A 22,625-nucleotide genomic window follows, 5' to 3' on the forward strand; every position below is an offset into this window, starting at 1 on the left:
AGGGAACTCCTGCCATGACCAAACCCGCCAGCGCCGAACCATCCTCTGCGTCTCACATTTCCCGACGTCAGTTTCTGACTTATGGTGCCGGCACTGCAGCGCTCCTTTCTTTGCCGTCTGTCGTGGCCATGAATATGAGTGGCATGAATATGGCCGGGGTTCACAGCAAATCCTCGCCATTACCCAAGCCGGTGTTTTCCGGCGCACTACCCATTCCGCCGGTATATATGGGAGTCATGGGGCGCGACAAGGTTCGGGAATTTCACTTGCACATGGCGGATGGTCATTCCGTTTTGAGTGATGGTCTCAAAACGGCCACCTGGGGTTATAACGGCGCTGTTTTAGGACCTGCCCTGCGCATCCCCCGAGGACAGCCGCTGCGGCTGTATGTGCACAATCATCTTGATCAGAGCACGACCACCCACTGGCATGGCGCGCACGTGCCCGGAACCATGGATGGTGGTCCGCAAAGCCTCATCCTGCCTGGAAAAACATGGACCTACGGCTATACGATTGATCAGCCCGAAGCCACTCTCTGGTATCATCCTCACCCTGCCGGCAGAACCGGACCGCATGTATACGGGGGGCTGGCGGGTCTGTATCTGGTGGAGGACGGCACCGATCGGCGACTGGGTCTCCCCCACCATTGGGGGATAGATGACATTCCGGTTATCGTCCAGGACCGCCTGCTCGATGCGCAGGGCAAACTGGTTTATATGCCTCAGGCCATGGACGTCATGGGGATGAAGGGCAACCGCTTTCTCATCAATGGTCGCGAATCTCCCGTCCTGCATGTTCCGGCACAGTGGGTCAGATTACGCCTGCTCAATGCCTCCAATGCCCGCCTTTACAATTTTGCCCTGAGTGGAGATCGGGCGTTTTATGTCATTGCCAGCGATGCCGGCTATCTCGAAGCGACGGTGAAGGTGCAGAGATTACTTCTGGCACCTGCAGAACGCGCCGAAATCCTCCTCGATTTGCGCTCACTTGCAGGGAATACATTGGCGTTACGCAGCGATTCTGCGGCGGTGGTTCCCGAATTGAGCCTGCATCCCATGGACAGTGACCATTTTGATCGCAGCAATTTTGATCTACTGGAAATGCATGTCGGTTCTGCCACAGGCTCAGCAGGACGCTTGCCTGATCACCTGGTAGCCATCCCCACCCTGCAGGCGGATGCGCCGTCGCGCCGTTTCGAGCTCAGGGGCATGCCTATGGACAAAATGTCTCTCGCCCAAAGGGCTCTGCAGACCGCTCTGCATAACGGTCCGGCGCACATGTCTATGGGGGTCGGTCGCCAACCGCTGTTTTCCATCAACAATCAGTACATGGACATGCAGGTCATCAATCAGCGTCTGCGTCTGGGAAGCACGGAAATCTGGGAGGTCTTCAACGATGCGGAGATGGCCCACACTTTTCATGTTCATGGCACCTCATTCCAGATTCTGTCCCGCAATGGCAAGGCGCCCCCTGCTTATGAAACAGGCTGGAAAGACACCTTGCTGATCCGTCGTACTGAAACCATACGTTTTATCGCCCACTATGGACAGCCCGCCCCCGACGACTTCCCATATATGTACCATTGCCACATGCTGGAGCATGAGGACAATGGCATGATGGGGCAGTTTACCGTGAGCTGATCAGGCGGCTTCACGCATCGCCGTCGCCCATGCGCTGGGCACGGGGAGTGAAATATACCCAGGCCGCCAGGAACAGGAAGGCGATGATGTAAATGTTGGTGGTACCCAGCACATCGCCTTTATTGGCCGTACTGCCGGGCAGATAAGGCGCTCCCCAGCCCTCCGCCGTCGTCCATACCCCGAAACTGTAGGCAATACCCACAGGAATAATCCAGCGCATACCCCGTCCGATGAGCAGGAAAAAAGCAATGATACTTTCCATGATGGCGGCGACATAGCCGAAGAGCACCGGCCCTGCCAGATTGATCACGGCAATCACCAAGGAAATGTAGGCAGCAATCCAGGCGGGCTCTCCCGGAAGTGCCTGCTGCAGATAAGTCACGGCATTGTGTAGAAAATAGGGTTGCCACTTCCAGAATGCATCAAAAGCCCAAAGCAGCCCAAAGAGAATACGGGCAGTGTGCATGGCCGGGGCATACAAAGGCTTATGCGGGCTCTTGCTCAAACTCAGACCTTCCCAACTTCGGGACCAGATCACATAAACAAAACACAGCGCATAAATGATCGCCGTGCCCGGATCTGTGGCCCCTTGGGTATAGGGTCCGCCAAAACCACCCACCGTACTCCAGAGCCAGAGGTTGTACAGCACCCCTACCCCGGCCAGAAAAGGCAAGCCCAGCCCGGTAATCAGGGAAACCGCAAGAATGGCATCCAGCCCTACTGTTCCATAAGCCACAACATTTGGCCCTATGTGCTGAACGAGATTAGCCATCCAATGTCCATACTGGCTGATCCAGGCAGGCTGTCCACTCACCCAGTCCGCGTCAAAGCTCCCCAGAAAGTGGGCTGTATAGGCTGGATTAAACTGTAACCAGGTGTTGATCAGCCAGATCAGGCCGAAAATGATACGTACAAGGCCAAAAGCCAATCGGCGTTTATGTTCCATGGACATTGAGGATTTCATAGCATCTCGGAATAGGACCATTAAAAGAGGATTCATTGTATGCATATTCTCCAAAAGGTCAAAAAATGACTTATTATGAAATATCCGGCTTTCCGCTCTTATCCGCAGGAAAGTTGTTAAGAGGATTAATACAGCGTATTTTCCCAACATTATGTTTGACTGATTTCGGCTTTCTCCCATGAAAATTCTGGTTATTGAAGATGAAGCTAAAACGGCTGCCTTTCTCAAAAAAGGATTCAGTGAGCTGGGTCATGTAGCGGATCTTGCCGATAATGGTGTAGATGGCCAACATCTTGCCGAAACAGGCGAATATGAGGTGATAGTCCTCGATCTGATGCTACCCCGGCGAGACGGCTGGTGGGTTCTCCAGGAAATCCGCAAACGGCATCCTGATCAGGCCGTCATTCTGCTGACCGCTCTGGATGCCGTAGCCCAACGCGTGGAGGGCTTGCGCCTGGGAGCGGACGACTACCTGGTGAAACCCTTTGCTTTTTCGGAATTGCTGGCCAGGATTCAAAGCATTCTGCGGCGTAGTCATGTGCGTATGGAAGAGACCATTCATTACGCCGATCTGGAACTGGACCTGCTCCGCCACAAAATCTGGCGTGCCGCCACGCCCATAAACCTGGCCCCTCAGGAATTCCGCCTGCTGGCCTACCTCATGCGCTTTCCCGGCGAAGTGCTGACCCGCACCCGCATTGCCGAGCAGGTCTGGGATATGCATTTTGAAAGTGATAGTAATGTTGTGGACGTTGCCATTCGCCGCCTGCGCCGAAAAGTGGACGACTCCTTTCCGGACAAATTGATCCATACTTTACGAGGGGTTGGCTATGTTCTTGAACTACGCCATTAAAATCTTAAAGCGTCCGGGGCGCTCCATGGCGGTCCGGCTCACCCTCTGGTATGCTCTGTTGAGCACCATCCTGATTGCGGTAGCGGGTGCTGCCCTGTACTGGATTCTGGCTGAACAACTGCGTGCGGCCGACAGCCAGATTCTCATCAGTAAAATCCATGCCATACATACGGCCATGCGCAACAGCACCGATCACTTTTCCGAACTGATTCATGAAATACAGATGGAGTCCAATACCATTCGCGGGGTATACATCTGGGTAAGCCGGTCACAGGAGGGCATTATTGCCCGGGGTCGCAGTGATAATCCCCTCCTCGACAGCAACAAGCCCTTTGACCGCAAACCCAAGACTTTCGAGCCCCAACAATGGCACTGGAAAGTTAAAAAGCATGAACATTTTCAAGTGATGGCGCAACGCTTTGCAGGCCAGCCAGCCAGTATCATTTATGTGGCTATCCGCACCAGCGAACGTGAACACTTTCTGGCTTTTTATCGTTACGCGCTCGCACTATCCATTGTTTTGGCGTTATTCATCGCGATACTGGCTGGATATTTGATTGCCTGGCGTGGCTTGCGGCCCGTCCATCAGTTGGCCAGCCTGGTGGACGAACTGAGCGCCAGCCAGTTGCATCGGCGCATTGCTGGAGATAACTGGCCCAGTGAACTCGCCACATTGGCCGAAAATTTTGACCAGTTGATGGAAAGGCTGGAAGACTCCTTTGCTAGGATTTCCCGCTTCTCGGCAGACATTGCCCATGAGTTGCGCACGCCCATCCATATTTTACGCGGTGAGGGCGAACTGGCGCTTTCCAGAACCCGGAGTGTTCCGGAATACCAGGCCTGTATCGCCTCCGCCATGGATGAATATGAACGCTTGTCGCGCATGATAGATGCCCTTTTGTTTCTGGCCCGGGCAGAACAGGATCATAACGCACTGGATAAGCAGCAGCTGGACATTCATCAGGAAATGGCTTCTCTTTGCAGTTTTTATCAGGCAATGGCGGATGAACAGCAGGTTACCCTGCACAATAATGCTCAGGGATCCATCACTGCAAATTCTGATCTCCTGCGCCGCGCTGTCAGTAATCTGCTGAGTAATGCCCTGCGCCACACGCCAGCAGGTGGCAGCATCCGGATTTATTGTGAACAGTCCCGCGAGCAGGTCCAACTGATTGTTAGCGATACCGGATCGGGCATCGCCGATGCAGATATTGACCGGGTATTTGACCGTTTTTACAGCGCAGATGCTGCACGCATGCGGCGTGGACAGGGAACGGGGCTGGGACTGGCCATTGTACAATCCATCGTGCATCTGCATGGGGGTAAGATCCGCTTAAAAAGCGTTGCCGGAAAAGGGACGACGGCCATTTTATCTTTCCCGATAATTTCTAAGGATAACAATGGTGACAACATAAGATGACGATTTGGTCATCTTGCGGTCATCTTCTGGACATGCAGCTAATGTCATAATAAAAAAACCGTCCCCATTCATAAATACATTTTACAGATAGTCGAGAAAAATGCTTTTTCAATTTATACCGGATAATCGTCAGTCTGCTGCCAAAAATTGGCTACTGGCTTTAAGCTTGGGCTGCATATCGATTGGCGCCCATGCGGCCCCTCTGACGCTCAACCAGGCTATTAACAGCGCCCTGCATAATCAGGCGACCGTTCAGGCAAGCCGGCGCCAACTGGAAGCGCAACAAGATCTCAGTCGCAGTGCCGAAGCCCGACTGCTACCCGCGCTTTCCCTGAATGCGGCCACCATCTGGACCCAGTCCCGCGCCGGCCAGCCCGTTTTTGTCAGTGCCAATGGCGCACGGGAAATGCTGGGGCAAATCCGTTTGAATGTTCCCATTTATGCGCCGCAAACCCGTGCACTCAGCAAACTGGGCAAAGATCAGGTCACCATTGAACGCTTTCATCTGCAGCAAACCCGCCTGGCAGTGGCGGCACAAGTGAGTATGACCTATTACCGGCTGGCTCTGAGTAATAATATGATCGCCATCTGGCGACGCGCCCTCGTTGCTGCCACGCAAGTATTTCAAGCCACCCGGGATGGTTATGCCGCCGGTACCCGTTCCCGCCTGGCGCTGAAGCAGGCACAACTGAACCTGTTGCGCATCCAGAGCAAGCTGAAACAAACCCTGGCCCAAAGTGTGGCCATACGCCAGGTTCTGGCCTTGCAAACCGGGCTTGGAGGCCATTTACCACCACTGGCAAAAGTCAGCGGCCCACTCAAGCCGTTACCGGATTTATCCAAATTCCAGAGTCGGGCCATGCAGGCACAACCCTTGCTTCGGGCGGCTGATGCGCAAATTCAGGCGGCACACGCCCAATTGCAATTCCATCAAAGTGCCCGCTTACCGGTATTCAGTGCCAACGCCGCTTACGGAGTCGATACTGCGACCATACCGCATAGTGCGCAGTTAGGTTGGCAAGCCGGCCTCAGCCTGCAGATGCCCATTTTTGGCTTTGGTCGCAACCGCGATCAGATTGCGGCAGCCCGGGAACAGGTTGCGGCATTGCAGTCAGCTAAATCGGCTCTGCAAATGCAGATACGCAGCCGTCTGGAACAGGACGCCGGGGCCGCCCGGGCGGCCAGCATTGCCCTGAAAAATGCCGGAGAAATCGAGTACAGTGCTCAGGCGGTGTACGACATGACCCGCAAGGGCTATCTTGCCGGTGCCGAGAGCGCATTAGCCTTGCAACAAGCTGAAGATGCCTGGGTTCAGGCTCAGTTGCAGGCTACCAACGCGATGATTCGCGCCCGTTTAAGTCGCACGCAACTGATGCTGGACAGCGGTATCCTGCCGGGACAGCGTGCATCCTCATGACAATCCACTCAAGGAAGCTTGACGGCATGCAATTTTTACCGAATTTTTACCGGGCATCGCTACCTTACTGCTTCAGCATTTTTTCAGGCGTTCTGCTCCTCTTGAGCGTTCATAACGCCTGGGGAGCTGCCATATCCGTGCGGGCGGCTCCGGTCAGGGTAAGTGCTGCCATTCAGCAAAGCGCCCTGCTGGCCCGGGTTGAAAGTAATGGTGCCGCCACTTTGACAGCACCTGTTACCGGACGCGTCCTCGGTCCGCTGCTCCCCGATGGGCCTGTAAAAACCGGAGCCATTGTCGCCAGAATCGCGTCACCCGGGCTGCAGAGCAGCATCCAGACTGCCCAAAAACAGATCGCCTTTTCTCAAGGTCAGTATTTGCGCGATCAGAAATTGTATCATGATGGCGTCATTGCCCAACAAATTGTCGCAACCAGTCGTTTGACGCTGGCAGAGGCGCAATCTCATCTGCGCATTTTACAGGCGCAGGCCGCTCAACAAATCCTCAGCGCGCCCTTTGCAGGCAGCCTGCATTATCTGGTTCCGGCAGGGGCTGTGGTCAATTTCGGAACCGCCATTGCGACCCTGGATGGTCGCGGAAAACCCTGGGCACAGGCCTATGTCACCCCCTCCCTCGCCCGCAACTTACGCCCCGGAAGCACCGTCGTTCTGCACGGTGCAGACTGGCACGGCCTGGGACAGATCCGTTCCATAGGACAAAGCGCCCGCCATCTGGGACTGGTGTCCGTCTATATTGATCTGCCGGCACAAAGCCGGGCGTTGCCCGGCGAATGGCTGCAGGCAGAAGTACAACAGGTTCAAGGCCGAGCCTTCCAGATTCCTGCCGCCGCTGTGGTAATGCATGCCGCACAGATCGAAGTGTTTGTCATCCGCAAGGGCAAGGCCATGGCTGTTCCCGTACATATTGTTGCCCGTCAGGCCGGGCAAAGTTGGGTACAGGGCGCTCTGCGAACCGGCGATCAGGTCATCGTCAGCGCCAATGATCGTTTGCTCAGTGGCACCCCGGTACAAGAGCAACAACCATGAGGACGTATCTGCATTTTCTCTGGAACAATCGCTTCAGCATCTTACTCAGCGCCTTATTATTGCTGGGTGCAGGCTGGTTTGCCCTGCAGAATCTCCCGGAAAGTGTCTTTCCGAATGTCAATTTTCCAAGAGTGGCGGTCCTCGTCAATGACGGCAGTCTGCCCGTCAAGTTCATGGAAGTGGAGGTAACCAAGCCACTCGAAGCACTGACAAAAGGTCAGCCAGGGGTACGGCTGGTCCGCTCGCAAACCGGTAACGGCCTGAGCAAGCTCAATATTTATTTCGAACCAGGAACCAACCCGCAAACCGCATATCTGATGCTCCAGGCACGCCTGGCGCAATACCGCCTGCCCGCCGGTGCGCAACTGCGGGTGATCCGCATGGCACCCTATACCTATCCATTTGCTGAATATGCTCTGGTGTCCAATCAGCAGAGCAGTTCGGCAATGATGCCCACTTTTGCCTTCAAGATACGACCGGCTCTGCTGTCTATTCCCGGGGTCTATCAGGTACAGGGCACCGGTCGCGGCTGGCCGCAGGTGCATGTGGACCTGGATCCGGCACGGTTAGCGCAGCATCACCTCAGTGCCCAGCAGGTCATCGATGCCTTGCAATCCGCCCAAGGTCCATTTTTTTCCGGGGTTCTGCACGCCTATCATCAGCAGTTGATTCTGGCGACGACAGCGCGGCCTGAAAACGACCAGACCTTGGCTGCCTTGACCCTGCCACTGGGCCCAACCGATGCTTCCGGTGCCCGCACTCCGCTGGCCTTGGGCGCCCTGGGTCAGGTGCATACCGGGCCGCCCCCGCTGCTGAGTGAAGCAGCCGTACCCGGTTATCAGCACGCCCTGATCATTGACGTACTTGCACAGTCGGGTGCCAATGACGTCACCGTCGCCCAGGCCGTGCAAACACGTCTGAACAATCTGCGCAAACATCTCCCCCCGGGCGTCCATCTGGTACCCATTTATGATCTCAGTCACCTGATCAGTCACAGCCTGCGCGATGTCTGGATTGCCCTGGGACTCGGCAGCCTGATTGCCTGGCTGGTCGTATTGGCCTTTTTAGGACGTTTGGACGGAGCGCTGGCGACTTTGGCCGTAGTCCCTCTGGCCCTGGCTGCCACTTTTCTGGTTCTGCATATGCTCGGATATGGCCTGAATATCATGACCCTGGGGGGTATAACCGCAGCCATCGGTGCTTTGGTGGACCATGCCATCGTCGTGGTCGAACGTGGTCTCCATGGCCTGCAGGGTAAAGCCTCGCAGCGTCGCCAGTTGGCGTTGCGCCGCAGCGCCGACATCTTACCATTGATGACTCTCGCCACCCTTACCTCCTGTCTGGTATTTCTGCCCCTGCTCTTCTTGTCCGGCACCCTGGGGCTGCTGTTCCGCCATATGGCATTGGCCATCGTCATTGCCCTCCTGGCATCACAACTGGTGGCCTTGCTGGTCACACCGATTCTGACAGCATGGCTCGCCGGTCGCGTAACCTCACCTTCCCGCCGTTTGCATCAGGCGGAGCGCTGGGTGCGCCGGCACTACAGTCAATGGCTCATCGCCGGGATGCGCCGCCCTTATTGGGCCATTTTACCCGTCGCCATACTGGCAGGGGCCGCCGGACTGGCACTCACGGTCCTGCCGACCGCTTTTCTCCCGCACTGGGATGAAGGCATTATTTCTGTACCCTATCGCACCCAGGTGGGCAGCAGCGTTGCCGAAACCACCCGGATCGGCCGCGCTTTCATGCAGGCGGCACTGCACAATCCCAACGTACAGCGGGCGTCCCTCATGGTCGGTCGTGGTTTCGAGTTCCGTCATGCACCCGCCAACAAAGGTGCCATCACCATTGTCCTCAAACCGGATCATCACGACAGCACCGAAACCGTAATGGCAGAACTGCGCAAACAATACCGCAGCATGGCCCCCAATCTGATCGGACTGTCTTTGCATCAGACCATGATTGTCCGTCTGGGAAACCTCTCGGGCGCACACGCCCCCCTGGTAGTTTATCTGTTCGGCTCCGATTCCAGCGTTTTGCGTGGTGAAGGCGCACGGCTGGCTGCCGCCCTGAAAAACAGTCATGATTTTGCATCAGTCAACTTCAAGTCCCCATCGGCTGGGCCTGAGCTGGAAATCACCCCCACGCCCATGGCCGCACTTTATGGCATTACCCCGCCGGGTATTGCTGATCAGCTCAAGGCCCGTTTCTGGGGAAGACAAGCGGGTTTTTTGCTGCATGGCGAACAAATACTGCCGATTCGCGTTAAACTGCTGGGGCAGCCCCAGACCCCGCAGACCTTGTCCGCGCTGCCTATTCAACTACCTGATGGAAGCATGACGGCTCTTTCCAGCATTGCCTCCCTGCACATTCAAGGTGCCATTCCCTTTGTGACACATCAGAATCTGGTGCCTGATGCCTACATGTGGTTACAACCAAAGCCCGGAGAAGGCCTGGCCCAAGCTGCCCGTCAAGCCAATAAAGTCATCACCCAAATGCACTTGCCCGGGAACATTACCCCGGTACTGGGTGGTTACTATCGACAACAGCGGCAAAGCTTTCAGCAGATGGCGCTGATTCTGGCCGGTGCACTGGGTTTACTGCTGATCCTGCTGGGATTTCAGTTCAGCAGTCAACGCGCCGCCGTGGCGGCGCTTCTTTCCATCGCCTTGGCCGCACCCGGCTCCCTGCTTTTGTTATGGATTTGCGGATTGGAACTCGACAGTACGGCTTTTCTGGGCGTGTTGCTGGTATTTGCTATTGCCGTCAACAATGTCATTCTGATTTTTGCACGTGCGCGCCAAATTGGGGGCACCTATCCCCGCCCGGCTTTGGTGGCTTTTGCTGCGCGACAGCGCCTGCGCCCCATCCTCATGACCATGCTCGCGGATGTTTTCGGTTTTTTACCTCTGGCCATTGGCATTGGTCATGGCACGGATTTACTGAAGCCTCTGGCTATTGCGGTCATGGGTGGGTTGCTGCTCTCGATATTCATGTCCTTGTGGTTGGCACCCGTACTGTATGGCGCTTTGATGTCCAGCGGCCAGATTGACTCAAATCGAAAGTTTGATCAGCAAATAACTCAGCAATGACAAACAGACCAACAAGGACGAACCATAAAACAAATATAATTTGTGATGGGAATGATAGGCACCATGTTCCACCTGGTAAACAGTCAGCAGAAATCCACCAAGCCCGACAGCAATATTGATAATCCCCAATACCAGGAAAATAATGCTCATTCCTGAGAAGCTCGCATGCAACGTAATCACCCGGTGCATCATCAGCGCCAGCTTGGTTAGAAAAAAATCGAACTTTTCCATCACAAAACCGAAAATTACAATGCTGATCCCGGTTCTGATCCAGGAAAGAAAAGTGCGCTCCGCCGAAAAATAAATACGTGGATCCTGAATTTCTTTGGCAGTGACCGGGGCACCACGATTGATATAGCGCAGATCACGCACAAAAAAATAAAAAACCATAAATAACAAGATCAGCACTGGCCAGGTCAAAAGCTTATACAAGTCCTGAAAAAAAGGAATCAGCCCATAAAAATGTAAAGCAGCCAGTAACAAGATCATTTTTTTAGAAAGAATACCTGTACCAAAAGCTATAAAAAGAAATTTCAAGTAAGACAGGTAAGTTCTTTCCATGCTCAGGTAAAGCCTGGGCTCACGCACAGTGGGCAGGTGCTTTAGCAGAAGCATATTATCCGGCGAGCCTTTGGATTATGGTCATGATTCCATTCTTATCTAGGGAGCAGCTGGAGGCACCTTATTGCCAAACTGACGCATATATACGCGCATGGTTTTATCCGCTACTGACTCACGAATAGCCAGATAAAATACACTGATAGCCAAAACCGCCAAGGCCCCCATACTGGGGAAAAATGCCAAATAACCCAGACCACCCAGATCTCTAGGACCAATCCAACTGATAACCCACATCCCTATAAAGTATGGGAAGATCCACCACATGTATTGCCAGCCCATTTCTGCCCAGCGGCCTTTTCGGAATATCCCGGTAAGGGCATAAATAGTCAATAACACAAATAAGGTAATAAAAATAAAGTTCAACGTGCGCAAACCTGACCAGTAAACAATCCAGGTGGATACCACAAAGGCGATAGGGGCCAGCACCGGTGCCCCCCACAAACGAAATGGACGCTCAAGATTGGGCATGGCCTTACGAATCTGAATCAGGGCAATGGGTCCGATAGCATAGGAAAGCACCGTCATGGAGGCAATATATCCGACCATTTTCTGCCAGGACGGGAAAGGCAGAAAAAATATAATGCCAACCAGGAACAAGAGAATAAGTGTCACCCAGGGAACACCATGGCGATTGATCTTGTTCAGCCACATGGGTGCTGCACCAGTTTCAGCCGTAGCCAAGGTAACCCGCGCCGCAGTGGTCGTGTAAATCAGCCCGGTGCCTGCGGGCGAAATAAAAGCATCCACATACAGTAAGGTCGCCAACCAGCCGATGCCCACCGCCGCTGCCAAGGCCGCAAAGGGGCCATTTACCCCCTGGAAATGCAAATGTACCCATCCATCTTTGGCAATATCCGCAGGATTCACCGCAGCAAGAAAAGCAACCTGAACGGCGATATAGACTGCCGAAGCAATCAGCACCGAACCAATAACCGCGATAGGCACATCCCGCTTGGGATTTTTACTTTCTCCGGCCAAATCTATGGCATGACGAAAACCCAGCAAACTGAATATGACCCCACCGCTGGCAATGGCGATGAACATGCCATGCACATCACTCAGGGTATTGTCGGCGCGCATGTGAAAGTTTCCGGGATGCCAGGCCACCGCAATCAACATCACCGCCGTTAATAAAGGAATGCCAATTTTCCACCAGGTCGCCGCATTATTGATCCTGAGTACCCAGCCAATCACCATGAAATTGGTGATTACAAACAAACCGAGCATGATCACGGCGATCAAAAACCCGAAACTACTCAGCAAATCCGTATGCGGCTGCAACAGACCCGGATAATAGTTATTGGCATAGGTTAATACAGCCGTCACTTCCAGCGGGGCGATGGAGGCGTAGGAAAGAAATAAAATCCAGCTCCACATATGTCCGACAATAGGTCCATTGCCGACATGCGCCAGATGGACGACTGCTCCGGCACGCGGAATCATGGGTGCCAACTCGGCAAACACCAGGGCCAGCAAAAGAATGGCCGCCGCTCCCAGAATCCAGGACCCGATGGCCAACGGGCCAGCCATTTTTGCCGTGAACAAAGGCCCGAATAACCAGCCAGAACCTATGGATGCACCTACACAGGCCAATATCAGACCAACGAGTCCGCCTTCACGTTTTAGAGCATTTTTTTGAGAAGTGTCGGATTTCCTGGACACAGGCATGTGCGAAACCTCCTGATTAACAAAACATGAAAAAACGTTTAAGCTGGACAAATAATATTTATTTTTATAATAAACAAATATTGAATATTTCTATATATCTCATATTTATATAAAAATGTCAATTTTTATTAATGCAACAACATGAGAAACGTTATAATTTATTATTTATATCATAAAGTTATCCATCAACAAGAGATTGGATATGATGGATGGAACAAATAAAATAGAGATCAAAACACATCTGATTACAACAGATATAACGCATAAAATGCCTTACACATGAATTTTAAAACTGCATTCAAAATTGGCTAGTTATGAGTGAATTTCAGCGCTTAGATTGATTCAACGGGATAAACAGAATAAAGTCACCGCAAACATAACTACGCTGACGCGTTGATGCATAATCATTGCTTAACACTATTGGAACCTTCGAGAGTAGGTACATCATACTCATTATGCAGTCATTCTTGCCAGAGCCCGTCTACCATCGCTCAAGCCTATCATGGCAATGCCTTTTTTCTTTTCCAGTTTCCGTCGCCATACCGCGCCCTGAGACCCGCCAACTCCCGAATGCCTGAACCATCAGCGATGGCCTCAATATACTGGATGGGTCCAATTATTTTCAATCAAACCTCTTCGCCATATTTTCTGCCCTCAACTGATTGTACCGCCTCAACTTCTGAAATTTCTTGCGGCCTTAGTGGCGGCGACTTCCGTTGGATTAGAGCCATTCTCGAACAAGTGGTGGTGGTTTCTTGTGGATCTACCAGCGTTCCAGTTGGCTTACCAAGCCTAACTCAGCAAAGAGCCGCATAAATGCAGCGTTTATTTGACAGGTGCAGGAGAATTTTTTTAATTTATTTGGAGGCTGGGCCCGGAATCGAACCGAGGTACGCGGCTTTGCAGGCCGCTGCATGACCACTCTGCCACCCAGCCTTAAAAGAAAAGGGAAAGCGTAAAACTTTCCCTTGATATTGGAGCGGGAAACGAGGCTCGAACTCGCGACCCCAACCTTGGCAAGGTTGTGCTCTACCACTGAGCTATTCCCGCATGGGCGCAAAGATAAAGGTATCACCCATCCTTGTCAAGATCAGCGCCAGAGGCCATCAAACTGGGCCAGGCAGCTTGCAGGTAACCGAGCATACTCCACAAAGTCATGATGGCGGCAACAACCAAAAGCCCGATTCCGATAATGCGGGCTGACACGCCCCACAACGCTTCGCGATATACCAGAAATAAAATGGCCAGCATCTGGGTAGTCGCCTTGGCCTTCCCCAGCCAGGACACCGCCACCTTTTTGCGCTCACCAAGTTCCGCCATCCATTCCCGCAAGGCAGACACGGTAATCTCCCGGCCCACGATCACACTGATGAGGATCCCGGCCAGCACTGGCGGCATTTCTTGCGAAGAGGCAATAAGTATCAGGGCGGTCACCACCATGATCTTGTCGGCCACCGGATCAAGAAAGGTACCGAATGGTGAAACACCCTGATAGCGTCGCGCCAGATAACCATCTGCCCAGTCGGTAATGGCGGCAATGGCAAAAACAGCCGTTGCTGCATAGGTTCTTGCTTCGCCCCCCCAATAAAACAGGGCAACAAATATAGGCACCAGCAGAATGCGGAGAATGGTCAGATAATTGGGTAAACGCTTTATCACAGTCCGCTAGCTTCCTTAATGAAAATGATCATAAATGCGTTGGGCCAATTCCTGATGAATTCCCTCCACTCGTTGCAAGTCGTCCAGACCCGCATCGCGAATGCCCTTCAGCCCACCAAAAGCACGCAGCAACGCCATGCGGCGTTTGGCACCAATGCCCGTGATGCTATCCAGATCTGACTCCTGACGGTTTTTGCTGCGTCGCGCACGATGACCGGTAATGGCAAAGCGATGCGCTTCATCCCTGATTTCCTGAATAACCAACAAGGCAGGGTCATCGGGCGGCAACTGCCGTGCCATCGGCCAACCGGGCACATGCAACAGTTCCATTCCGGGTCGGCGGGTTGTCCCCTTGGATACGCCGCAAAGCTGAATCTCATCAATTTCCAGCATCGCCAGTGCCGCCTCGGCACGTGCCAACTGCCCTGGTCCGCCATCTATAAGAACAATCTCCGGCAACGCCATTCCTTCTTTTTGCAGACGCCCATAGCGCCGATAGACCGCCTGCTCAATCGCCGCGTAATCATCGCCACCAGTCACATCACGTATGTTGAAACGGCGATAGGCTTCCTTCATCGCCCCATCTTCACCGAAAACCACGCAGGAAGCCACTGCCGCCTCACCCCGGGTATGACTGATATCAAAACATTCCACTCTCTGCGGCAACTCAGGAAGCTCAAAAAACTCCTGCAGCAACAACATTCTCCGCCGCCCCGCACGAGCGTTATGGGTACGCTGACGCAATGCCCCCACGGCATTGGTATGTGCCATAGCCATCCAGCGTTTGCGGGGCCCCCGCTGCGGCACATCCATAACCACTTTATGCCCGGACTGGGTCATCAAGGCTTCCGTCACTGCAGCGCCGTTGCGAGGCAATATATTGATCAAAAGATTCCCCGGAACATCCTTGTTATTATAGAACTGCATGAGAAAACCTGCCATGACATCCGGCCCGCGCAGGTCTTCAGTATGCTGAGGAAACAAGGCCCTGCCACCCAGTTGGCGACCATTGCGGATAAAGCTGACAAAAATGACCCATTGTCCATTTTCCTGGACCAGGGCAATCACATCAAAATCGCCACCACCCGCTTGCGCCACATATTGGCGCTCCTGAATTTTGGACAGGGCGGCAATCTGATCACGACGTCGGGCTGCTTCTTCAAAATTCAACTGTTCCGCCGCCTGTTGCATCCTTTCACCCAGATTGCGAATGGCCTCGGCACTCCTGCCCTCCAGAAAACGGACGGCATCATTCACGTCCCGTGCGTAGTCTTCAGGGAGAATATGCCCCACGCAGGGGCCACTACAGCGTTGAATCTGGTATTGCAGGCAGGCGCGACTGCGATTACGAAACGTAGGTTCTTCACAAGTCCGCAGACGAAAGGCCTTTTGCAGCAGCACCATACTTTCACGTAATGCCGTCACCGCCGGGTAGGGACCGAAATAATGCCCCTTTTTCTTTTGTGCGCCACGGTGCAGACTCATTTGCGGGAAAGACACGCCGGTCTCAATCAATAAATACGGATAACTTTTGTCATCGCGCAGCAATATATTATAGGGAGGATGGTGGCGCTTGATGAGATTCGCCTCAAGCACAAGGGCCTCTGTTTCCGTATGGGTGACGAGCACTTCGACCTGTTGCACCTGCGCCAGCATAGCGAGGGTTTTGGGACTATGCCGCTGTTTCTGAAAGTACGAACTCACGCGGCGTTTCAGATTGCGCGCCTTACCGACATAAAGCAGGCGTCGGCCGACGCCGTACATCTGATAAATGCCGGGCTGACTGGTCAGCGTACGCAAAAACTCCCGAAGATCGAAAGGTGCATCAGATTCCAGCACCTGATTGGCAGAGTTTTCAGAGGGTTCTTGCGTCATCACGTCAAAGGGGTTTTATACTGTCCCGGCCTGCTGCACGTCCAGACGACGCAGATATTCCCAGGTAAAAATCCCGGTGCTGTGGCCATCGCTGAAATGAATTTGAATGGCATAATTTCCAACCGGCAGCACATCGACAATACTCACGTCTTCCTTGCCGGTGATCACCCGGGCTTCATCCGGGGTATGACCCTTGCATTCCGCACAGGGACATTCCACCCGCAAATATTCAAAACTGAGCGCACTGGTATGACCATCTGCCCAGTCAATTTCCATCTTCCGACTGATCATCAAGGGGCGAATTTCCAGGGGCTGGGTGTGCGTGTCAGACATGAGAAACCTCTTAAAGGAGCGGACTGGTCAGCATTAAGCCTCTAGGGTACAATTCACGCCCTCTAAAGGGAATGCCCACAAGGATGATGGTATGAAGATTTCGGCCTTTGATATTCGCCCCGGCAACATTCTGGAACATGAAAAAGGGCTCTGGCGTGTACTCAAAACGGATTTTGTGAAGCCTGGCAAAGGCGGGGCCTTCGTTCAGGTCGAAATGAAAAACATCGAAACAGGAACCAAATCCAATACCCGTTTCCGCTCGGGTGAAACCATGGAAAAAGCCGTTGTGGAAGCCCGAACCATGCAATATTTGTATGCCGATAGCACCGGTTATGTATTCATGGATAACGAAAGCTTTGAACAATCCATTCTCAGCGAAGATCTGCTGGAAGGTCAGACCGGGTATTTATTGCCCAATACGGAAATTCAAGTCAATTTGCATAATGATCGCCCCATTGGGGTGGAATTACCTTCGGTGGTCGTTCTTGAAGTGACCGAGGCTGATCCGGCCATCAAAGGACAGACGGCAACAGGCTCCTACAAGTCGGCACGTATGGAAACGGGTATTACGGTCATGGTGCCCCAGTTTGTGAATTCTGGAGAGAAAATCCGGGTAAATACTACTGATGGAACCTATATAGACCGGGCCTGAATGACAAAACCGCCTGACCAAAACGGGATAGGCGGTTTGTTCAGGATTTTTCCGTTGCCGGAATCACCCAGACAAAAATTTCGCCTTTACTGACCATTCCCAAATGGCGGCGCGCCAGCTCTTCTACGGCACGATCTCCGCTTTGCAGGCTGACCACTTTGGCTTCCAGATGATCATTGCGGGTTTCCAGTTTTTTTAAAACCACTTCTTTGCTCTCCAGTTTGTGATGTAATTCACCCACATTTAACCAGCTACCCGTTCCAAACCACAGCGGGAATTGCAAAGCACACAAAGCGGCGAGCAACATGAAATCAACCAGGCGCATTTCTGATTTTGCCGTATTCACTTTGGCTTTGAACTGCGCCCAATCAAACATATCGAAATAATCTCCGGGAAATGCAAGCGCCTTAGCAAACGCTCTATAATATTACCTTTTAGTCGAGATTATAAAAAGTTGCAAGTCCAGGATAACGTGCGACCTCACCCAATTCTTCTTCAATACGCAAAAGACGATTATATTTGGCCACCCGATCGGTGCGTGACAAAGAACCGGTTTTAATTTGTCCACAACCCGTGGCCACTGCCACATCCGCCAGGGTCGTATCCTCGGTTTCACCCGAACGATGCGACACAATGGCGGTATAACAATGGGTTTTTGCCATTTCAATGGCTGCCAGAGTTTCTGATAACGTCCCGATCTGATTGAGTTTAATCAAAATACTATTGCCCACACCGCGCTCAATACCTTCACGCAGAATGGCGGTGTTTGTCACAAAAATATCATCGCCCACCAGTTGCAGACGGTCGCCCAAACGATCTGTCAGGGTAATCCAGCCTTCCCAGTCATTCTGGTCCATACCGTCTTCAATGCTGATCAAGGGATAACGATCAGCCAGCGCAGCCAGATAATCCACAAATTCCGCACTGCTTAAATCACGTTTTTCGCTGGCCAGATGATAACGGCCATCCCGATAAAATTCGCTGGAGGCCACATCCATACCCAGCCAGATGTCCTTACCCGGTTGATAACCGGCCTGGGTAATGGCATCCATCAGCAGTTCCAGAGCCGCTTCGTTGGAAGGAAGGTTCGGGGCGAAACCCCCTTCATCGCCTACTGTTGTCGCCAATCCTTTCTTCTGCAAGACCCCTTTCAGACTGTGAAACACTTCCACACCCATCTGCAAGGCTTCCGAAAACGATTCCGCACCCGCAGGAATCAGCATGAATTCCTGCATATCCACATCATTATCGGCATGGGCACCACCGTTAATGACATTCATCATGGGTACCGGCAACTGCACCGGACCCAGGCCACCAATATAGCGATAAAGCGGCTGTCCGGCGGCGTGAGCGGCGGCATGGGCAGCGGCCAAGGAAACGCTCAAAATGGCGTTGGCACCCAGACGGGACTTGTTTTCAGTACCATCCAGGGCGCACATAGCAGCATCCAGATGCTCCTGGTCTTCCGCTTCCATCCCCAACAGGGCATCCTGAATTTCACCATTAACATGCTCTACCGCCTTGCGTACGCCCTTGCCACCATAACGTGAGCCACCGTCCCGCAATTCCATGGCCTCCCGCTCACCCGTCGATGCGCCACTGGGGACAATGGCGCGCCCCATGGCCCCATTTTCCAGATGAACTTCGGCTTCTACAGTAGGATTACCACGTGAATCCAGTACTTCACGACCTTGAATGCGGACAATGGCGTTCATATTAAATCCTCAGGATGATTTTCAGGAAAATCTTGGGCTTTGACCAACTGGTCAATGTGTTGAAGGGTGCGCAGCAGGCTTTCCAGCCGACCCAGTGGCCAGGCATTGGGACCATCGGACAGGGCTTCGGCAGGGCGCGGATGGGTTTCCATAAACAGACCGGACACCCCCGCAGCTACGGCGGATCTGGCCAGTACCGGCACAAACTCCCGCTGTCCGCCGGAACGATCCCCCTGCCCTCCCGGCAGCTGCACGGAATGCGTGGCATCAAAAACAACCGGGCAGCCAGTCTGGCGCATCACGGCCAGGGAGCGCATATCCGAAACCAGGTTATTGTATCCGAAAGAAGCGCCCCGTTCGCAGACCATAATCCGGGCATTACCCGTCGCCTTGGCTTTTGCGGCAACATGAAGCATGTCCCAGGGTGCCAGAAACTGGCCTTTTTTAATATTGACCGGCTTTCCGGCTGCAGCCACGGCCTGAATAAAGTCGGTCTGACGGCATAAAAAAGCAGGAGTCTGGAGGACATCCACAACCTCGGCAACCGCTTTCACATGCTCTTTTTCATGAACATCAGTAATGACGGGTACGCCCAACTCCCGGCGCACTTTTTCGAGAATCCGCAGACCTTCATCCATGCCGGGGCCGCGAAAACTGCTGCCCGAAGAACGATTCGCCTTGTCATAAGAACTTTTGTAAATAAAGGGAATATTCAGGCGATGACAGATGTCCCGGAGTGTTTCCGCCGTCTGCAAGGCCAGCTTTTCACTTTCTATGGCACAAGGGCCCGCAATCAGGAAGAAAGGACGATCCAGCCCGACCTCAAAACCGCAGAGATTCATGCCCGTTTCTCCCGCTGGGTAACAGCCGCCGCCATGAAGGCATCAAAAAGCGGATGGCCCTGACGCGGGTTACTGGTAAATTCAGGGTGAAACTGACAACCCAGAAACCAGGGATGATCCCGCAATTCCACCACCTCGACCAAAGCACTATCCGCTGAAAAGCCGGTATACTGCAGGCCAGCCGCCGCCAAAGGCGCCCGATAGCGGTTATTGAATTCAAAACGGTGGCGGTGGCGCTCATAAATGGCGGTTTGGGCATAGGCTTTAGCGACCAGACTGTCCGGCTGCAAAGAACATTCCTGCTCACCGAGACGCATGGTCCCCCCCAAATTACCGCCCTCTTCCCGATAAGCCGTATTACCTTCGGAGTCAGACCATTCGGTCATCAGGGTAATCACCGGATCCGGCGTTTCCGGGTCCAGCTCGGAACTGTTGGCATTGGCCAGCCCGGCACAATGGCGGGCAAATTCAACTACAGCCAACTGCATTCCCAGACAAATTCCCAGATAGGGCACTTTATTTTCCCGGGCATAACGAATTGCGGTAATTTTCCCCTCTGTACCACGCCCGCCAAATCCACCAGGTACCAGTATCGCATCGGCTTCAGCCAGCATGCCCGTACCCAGGGATTCAATATCTTCGGCATCCACATAGAGAAAATGCACCTTGCGCCGGGCACGCAATCCCGCATGTAACAGGGCTTCCGCCAGCGACTTGTAAGACTCGGTCAGCCCCACATACTTACCGACCAAGGCAATGACAATATCCCCTTCGGGATTTTCCAGGGCATGGATAATCCCCTGCCACGCGCCGAGATCCGGCGCCGGTGCCTGCAGGCCCAGGTCCTGCAATACCAGATCATCCAGGCCCTGATCATGGAAAAGTAACGGCAGACGGTAAATACTGTCTGTATCAATGGCTGAAATAACGGCTTTTTCAGTGAGATTGGAAAACAGGGCGATTTTGGCGCGATGATCTTCCGGGATCGGGCGGTCTGCCCGACACAACAGAACATCGGGCTGAATACCAATAGCGCGCAGCTCGCGCACCGAATGCTGGGTCGGCTTGGTTTTCATTTCACCAGCCGAGGGCAGATAAGGGACCAGGGTCAGGTGCATGAACAGGGTATTGCCGCGCCCTTCTTCCACGGCCATCTGGCGGATGGCTTCCAGGAACGGTTGAGATTCAATGTCACCCACTGTTCCACCGATTTCCACCAAAGCCACATCCGCATCACTGGCACCAATACGAATCCGGCGTTTAATTTCGTCGGTCACATGGGGAATAACCTGCACGGTGCGGCCCAGATAATCACCACGACGTTCTTTTTCAATCACTGTCTGATAGACCAGACCGGTCGTGAAATTGTTGCGCTTGGTCATGCGGGTCGAAATGAAACGCTCGTAGTGACCGAGATCCAGATCAGTTTCCGCACCGTCTGCGGTGACAAACACTTCGCCATGCTGAAAAGGACTCATGGTACCCGGATCTACGTTAATATACGGGTCCAGCTTCATCATGGTTACTTTGAGCCCGCGTGCCTCCAGCAACGCAGCAAGAGCCGCGCCGGCGGCACCCTTGCCCAACGAAGAAACCACACCACCAGTAACGAAAATGTATTTGCTCATAGGTCTCGACGTGCACGCGCTTGATGCTGTGCATGGTAGCCAATTCGGACCTAAGGCACAACGCGAACAATAAACAGGAAGGGAGAAACAGGAGGGTCTGGTAACCGGGCCCGCTGTAGCAGACCCGATAGGTACATTTTTCGGACCCCTTGTTACAGGGTAGCCATATCAATGACAAAACGGTATTTAACGTCGCTTTTCAGCATCCGTTCATAGGCCGTGTTGATGTAGTCCATGGGAATCATTTCAATATCCGAACCAATTCCGTGTTCTGCACAGAAATCGAGCATTTCCTGGGTTTCCCGAATACCACCGATGAGCGAGCCCGCCAGCTGACGACGTTTGAATATCAGGTTAAAAACTTCCGGAGAAGGATGTGGCTCGGCGGGAACACCCACCAGCGTCATGGTGCCATCCCGCTTCAACAGGCTCAGGAAGGCATCCAGATTGTGGGAAGCTGCCACCGTATTGAGGATAAAATCAAAACTGTTGGCCTGCTCAGCCATCTGTTTGGGATCCGTGGAAATACAGACCGCATCCGCGCCCAGTCGTTTACCATCTTCGATTTTACCGAGCGAGGTCGTAAATAAAACGACATGAGCCCCCATCGCATGGGCCAGTTTGACGCCCATATGACCCAATCCACCCAAGCCAACAATGCCCACTTTTTTACCCGGCCCAACCTGCCAATGACGTAACGGCGAGTAAGTGGTGATGCCCGCACAAAGCAAGGGGGCCACACTGGCCAGATTTTTCTCGTCATGGCGGACTTTCAGTACAAAAGACTCCTTGACGACCACACTTTGGGAATAACCCCCAAACGTATTCTCTCCGCCAAATACCGGACCATTATACGTTCCGGTAAAACCATTCTCGCAATATTGTTCTTCACCCTCATCACAGGAGCTGCAATGCCCGCAACTGTCCACCATACAACCAACGCCTGCAAAATCACCTACTTTGAAATTTTTGACCTGATCACCGACAGCTACCACCCTGCCGACAATTTCATGACCAGGCACTGAGGGATAAATGGTGTTTTTCCACTCATTACGGGCTGTGTGCAAATCAGAATGGCAGACACCGCAGTAAAGAATCTCAATTTTGACATCATCCGGACCAGGCTGACGTCTTTCAATCTCATGCGGGGCTAAAGGGCTGGTAGATGATTGGGCTGCATAGGCTTTCGTCATAATATCTCCT

General features: G+C 53.1%; 18 protein-coding genes and 2 tRNA genes. 7 read left to right on the plus strand and 13 right to left on the minus strand.

Going from position 1 to position 22,625, the window contains the following annotated elements; translation table 11 throughout:
* The first annotated feature begins 14 nt into the window (after positions 1 to 14).
* A complete protein-coding gene (locus H7F11_RS01895; RefSeq protein ID WP_227485173.1) occupies positions 15 to 1,640 on the plus strand; it encodes a multicopper oxidase family protein in 1,626 nt (541 codons plus the stop codon).
* 10 nt (positions 1,641 to 1,650) lie between these two features.
* Here H7F11_RS01895 and H7F11_RS01900 read toward each other — a convergent pair whose 3' ends face one another.
* Entirely contained in the window at positions 1,651 to 2,592 is a 942-nt protein-coding gene (locus tag H7F11_RS01900) for a hypothetical protein (RefSeq protein ID WP_227485174.1), read from the minus strand.
* Between the two features lie 190 nt (positions 2,593 to 2,782).
* On the opposite strand from H7F11_RS01900, the gene H7F11_RS01905 reads away from it, so the two are divergent.
* From H7F11_RS01905 to H7F11_RS01925, 5 genes are all read left to right on the plus strand, one after another.
* Positions 2,783 to 3,457, plus strand: coding sequence for a heavy metal response regulator transcription factor (locus H7F11_RS01905; RefSeq protein ID WP_193649626.1), 675 nt, complete (start codon positions 2,783 to 2,785; stop codon positions 3,455 to 3,457).
* A complete protein-coding gene (locus H7F11_RS01910) occupies positions 3,435 to 4,877 on the plus strand; it encodes a heavy metal sensor histidine kinase (protein WP_193649625.1) in 1,443 nt (480 codons plus the stop codon). The genes H7F11_RS01905 and H7F11_RS01910 overlap by 23 nt, the downstream gene beginning before the upstream one ends.
* Before the next feature lie 100 nt (positions 4,878 to 4,977).
* Positions 4,978 to 6,294, plus strand: coding sequence for a TolC family protein (locus H7F11_RS01915; RefSeq protein ID WP_193649624.1), 1,317 nt, complete (start codon positions 4,978 to 4,980; stop codon positions 6,292 to 6,294).
* Between the two features lie 26 nt (positions 6,295 to 6,320).
* A complete protein-coding gene (locus H7F11_RS01920; RefSeq protein WP_227485175.1) occupies positions 6,321 to 7,337 on the plus strand; it encodes an efflux RND transporter periplasmic adaptor subunit in 1,017 nt (338 codons plus the stop codon).
* Positions 7,334 to 10,429: an efflux RND transporter permease subunit gene (locus H7F11_RS01925; RefSeq protein WP_193649622.1), complete on the plus strand. Its 3,096-nt coding sequence runs from the start codon at positions 7,334 to 7,336 to the stop codon at positions 10,427 to 10,429. The genes H7F11_RS01920 and H7F11_RS01925 overlap by 4 nt, the downstream gene beginning before the upstream one ends.
* Here the strand turns inward: H7F11_RS01925 and H7F11_RS01930 are convergent.
* From H7F11_RS01930 to H7F11_RS01960, 7 genes are all read right to left on the minus strand, one after another.
* The gene (locus H7F11_RS01930) at positions 10,391 to 10,990 is read right to left on the minus strand and encodes a YidH family protein (protein WP_227485176.1); all 600 of its coding nucleotides are present in this window, start codon (positions 10,988 to 10,990) and stop codon (positions 10,391 to 10,393) included. The genes H7F11_RS01925 and H7F11_RS01930 overlap by 39 nt on opposite strands.
* A 99-nt stretch (positions 10,991 to 11,089) precedes the next feature.
* Positions 11,090 to 12,718, minus strand: coding sequence for an APC family permease (locus tag H7F11_RS01935; RefSeq protein ID WP_193649620.1), 1,629 nt, complete (start codon positions 12,716 to 12,718; stop codon positions 11,090 to 11,092).
* A gap of 862 nt (positions 12,719 to 13,580) precedes the next feature.
* Positions 13,581 to 13,654 (minus strand) — tRNA-Cys (locus H7F11_RS01940).
* A 39-nt stretch (positions 13,655 to 13,693) separates the two neighbouring features.
* Positions 13,694 to 13,768, minus strand: a tRNA-Gly gene (locus H7F11_RS01945).
* Positions 13,769 to 13,789: 21 nt separating this feature from the next.
* Positions 13,790 to 14,377, minus strand: a complete 588-nt coding sequence (pgsA, locus tag H7F11_RS01950) for a CDP-diacylglycerol--glycerol-3-phosphate 3-phosphatidyltransferase (RefSeq protein ID WP_193649619.1) — start codon at positions 14,375 to 14,377, stop codon at positions 13,790 to 13,792.
* Between the two features lie 15 nt (positions 14,378 to 14,392).
* On the minus strand, positions 14,393 to 16,252 hold the full coding sequence (gene uvrC, locus H7F11_RS01955; RefSeq protein WP_193649618.1) for an excinuclease ABC subunit UvrC: 1,860 nt from the start codon (positions 16,250 to 16,252) through the stop codon (positions 14,393 to 14,395).
* A gap of 15 nt (positions 16,253 to 16,267) precedes the next feature.
* Positions 16,268 to 16,585, minus strand: coding sequence for a gamma-butyrobetaine hydroxylase-like domain-containing protein (locus tag H7F11_RS01960; protein ID WP_193649617.1), 318 nt, complete (start codon positions 16,583 to 16,585; stop codon positions 16,268 to 16,270).
* A gap of 91 nt (positions 16,586 to 16,676) precedes the next feature.
* On the opposite strand from H7F11_RS01960, the gene efp reads away from it, so the two are divergent.
* Complete coding sequence (efp, locus tag H7F11_RS01965) at positions 16,677 to 17,237, plus strand: elongation factor P (RefSeq protein WP_010642195.1); 561 nt, start codon at positions 16,677 to 16,679, stop codon at positions 17,235 to 17,237.
* A 40-nt stretch (positions 17,238 to 17,277) separates the two neighbouring features.
* Here the strand turns inward: efp and H7F11_RS01970 are convergent, their stop codons facing one another.
* The 5 genes from H7F11_RS01970 to H7F11_RS01990 form a co-directional block, all read right to left on the minus strand.
* Positions 17,278 to 17,613, minus strand: a complete 336-nt coding sequence (locus H7F11_RS01970; RefSeq protein WP_193649616.1) for an FtsB family cell division protein — start codon at positions 17,611 to 17,613, stop codon at positions 17,278 to 17,280.
* A gap of 58 nt (positions 17,614 to 17,671) precedes the next feature.
* Positions 17,672 to 18,952: a phosphopyruvate hydratase gene (eno, locus tag H7F11_RS01975; RefSeq protein WP_024893882.1), complete on the minus strand. Its 1,281-nt coding sequence runs from the start codon at positions 18,950 to 18,952 to the stop codon at positions 17,672 to 17,674.
* Positions 18,949 to 19,794, minus strand: a complete 846-nt coding sequence (gene kdsA / locus H7F11_RS01980) for a 3-deoxy-8-phosphooctulonate synthase (protein WP_193649615.1) — start codon at positions 19,792 to 19,794, stop codon at positions 18,949 to 18,951. Before kdsA ends, eno begins: the two co-directional genes overlap by 4 nt.
* On the minus strand, positions 19,791 to 21,422 hold the full coding sequence (locus tag H7F11_RS01985) for a CTP synthase (RefSeq protein WP_193649614.1): 1,632 nt from the start codon (positions 21,420 to 21,422) through the stop codon (positions 19,791 to 19,793). The genes kdsA and H7F11_RS01985 overlap by 4 nt, the downstream gene beginning before the upstream one ends.
* A 152-nt stretch (positions 21,423 to 21,574) precedes the next feature.
* A complete protein-coding gene (locus tag H7F11_RS01990) occupies positions 21,575 to 22,615 on the minus strand; it encodes an NAD(P)-dependent alcohol dehydrogenase (RefSeq protein ID WP_227485177.1) in 1,041 nt (346 codons plus the stop codon).
* Between the last annotated feature and the right edge of the window lie 10 nt (positions 22,616 to 22,625).

Origin of the sequence: Acidithiobacillus sp. HP-2, assembly GCF_015100155.1 — a bacterium.
Lineage (GTDB): Bacteria > Pseudomonadota > Gammaproteobacteria > Acidithiobacillales > Acidithiobacillaceae > Acidithiobacillus.

What these genes read in the sequence shown, in the direction of transcription:
- H7F11_RS01935 (WP_193649620.1), bottom strand. Translation starts at nt 12,718, where the DNA reads ATGCCTGTGTCCAGGAAATCCGACACTTCTCAAAAAAATGCTCTAAAA.
- uvrC (WP_193649618.1), bottom strand. Translation starts at nt 16,252, where the DNA reads ATGACGCAAGAACCCTCTGAAAACTCTGCCAATCAGGTGCTGGAATCT.
- H7F11_RS01930 (WP_227485176.1), bottom strand. Translation starts at nt 10,990, where the DNA reads ATGGAAAGAACTTACCTGTCTTACTTGAAATTTCTTTTTATAGCTTTT.
- H7F11_RS01920 (WP_227485175.1), top strand. Translation starts at nt 6,321, where the DNA reads ATGCAATTTTTACCGAATTTTTACCGGGCATCGCTACCTTACTGCTTC.
- H7F11_RS01900 (WP_227485174.1), bottom strand. Translation starts at nt 2,592, where the DNA reads ATGTCCATGGAACATAAACGCCGATTGGCTTTTGGCCTTGTACGTATC.
- H7F11_RS01905 (WP_193649626.1), top strand. Translation starts at nt 2,783, where the DNA reads ATGAAAATTCTGGTTATTGAAGATGAAGCTAAAACGGCTGCCTTTCTC.
- H7F11_RS01960 (WP_193649617.1), bottom strand. Translation starts at nt 16,585, where the DNA reads ATGTCTGACACGCACACCCAGCCCCTGGAAATTCGCCCCTTGATGATC.
- efp (WP_010642195.1), top strand. Translation starts at nt 16,677, where the DNA reads ATGAAGATTTCGGCCTTTGATATTCGCCCCGGCAACATTCTGGAACAT.
- H7F11_RS01990 (WP_227485177.1), bottom strand. Translation starts at nt 22,615, where the DNA reads ATGACGAAAGCCTATGCAGCCCAATCATCTACCAGCCCTTTAGCCCCG.
- H7F11_RS01910 (WP_193649625.1), top strand. Translation starts at nt 3,435, where the DNA reads ATGTTCTTGAACTACGCCATTAAAATCTTAAAGCGTCCGGGGCGCTCC.
- kdsA (WP_193649615.1), bottom strand. Translation starts at nt 19,794, where the DNA reads ATGAATCTCTGCGGTTTTGAGGTCGGGCTGGATCGTCCTTTCTTCCTG.
- H7F11_RS01915 (WP_193649624.1), top strand. Translation starts at nt 4,978, where the DNA reads ATGCTTTTTCAATTTATACCGGATAATCGTCAGTCTGCTGCCAAAAAT.
- H7F11_RS01985 (WP_193649614.1), bottom strand. Translation starts at nt 21,422, where the DNA reads ATGAGCAAATACATTTTCGTTACTGGTGGTGTGGTTTCTTCGTTGGGC.
- H7F11_RS01925 (WP_193649622.1), top strand. Translation starts at nt 7,334, where the DNA reads ATGAGGACGTATCTGCATTTTCTCTGGAACAATCGCTTCAGCATCTTA.
- H7F11_RS01895 (WP_227485173.1), top strand. Translation starts at nt 15, where the DNA reads ATGACCAAACCCGCCAGCGCCGAACCATCCTCTGCGTCTCACATTTCC.
- eno (WP_024893882.1), bottom strand. Translation starts at nt 18,952, where the DNA reads ATGAACGCCATTGTCCGCATTCAAGGTCGTGAAGTACTGGATTCACGT.
- H7F11_RS01970 (WP_193649616.1), bottom strand. Translation starts at nt 17,613, where the DNA reads ATGTTTGATTGGGCGCAGTTCAAAGCCAAAGTGAATACGGCAAAATCA.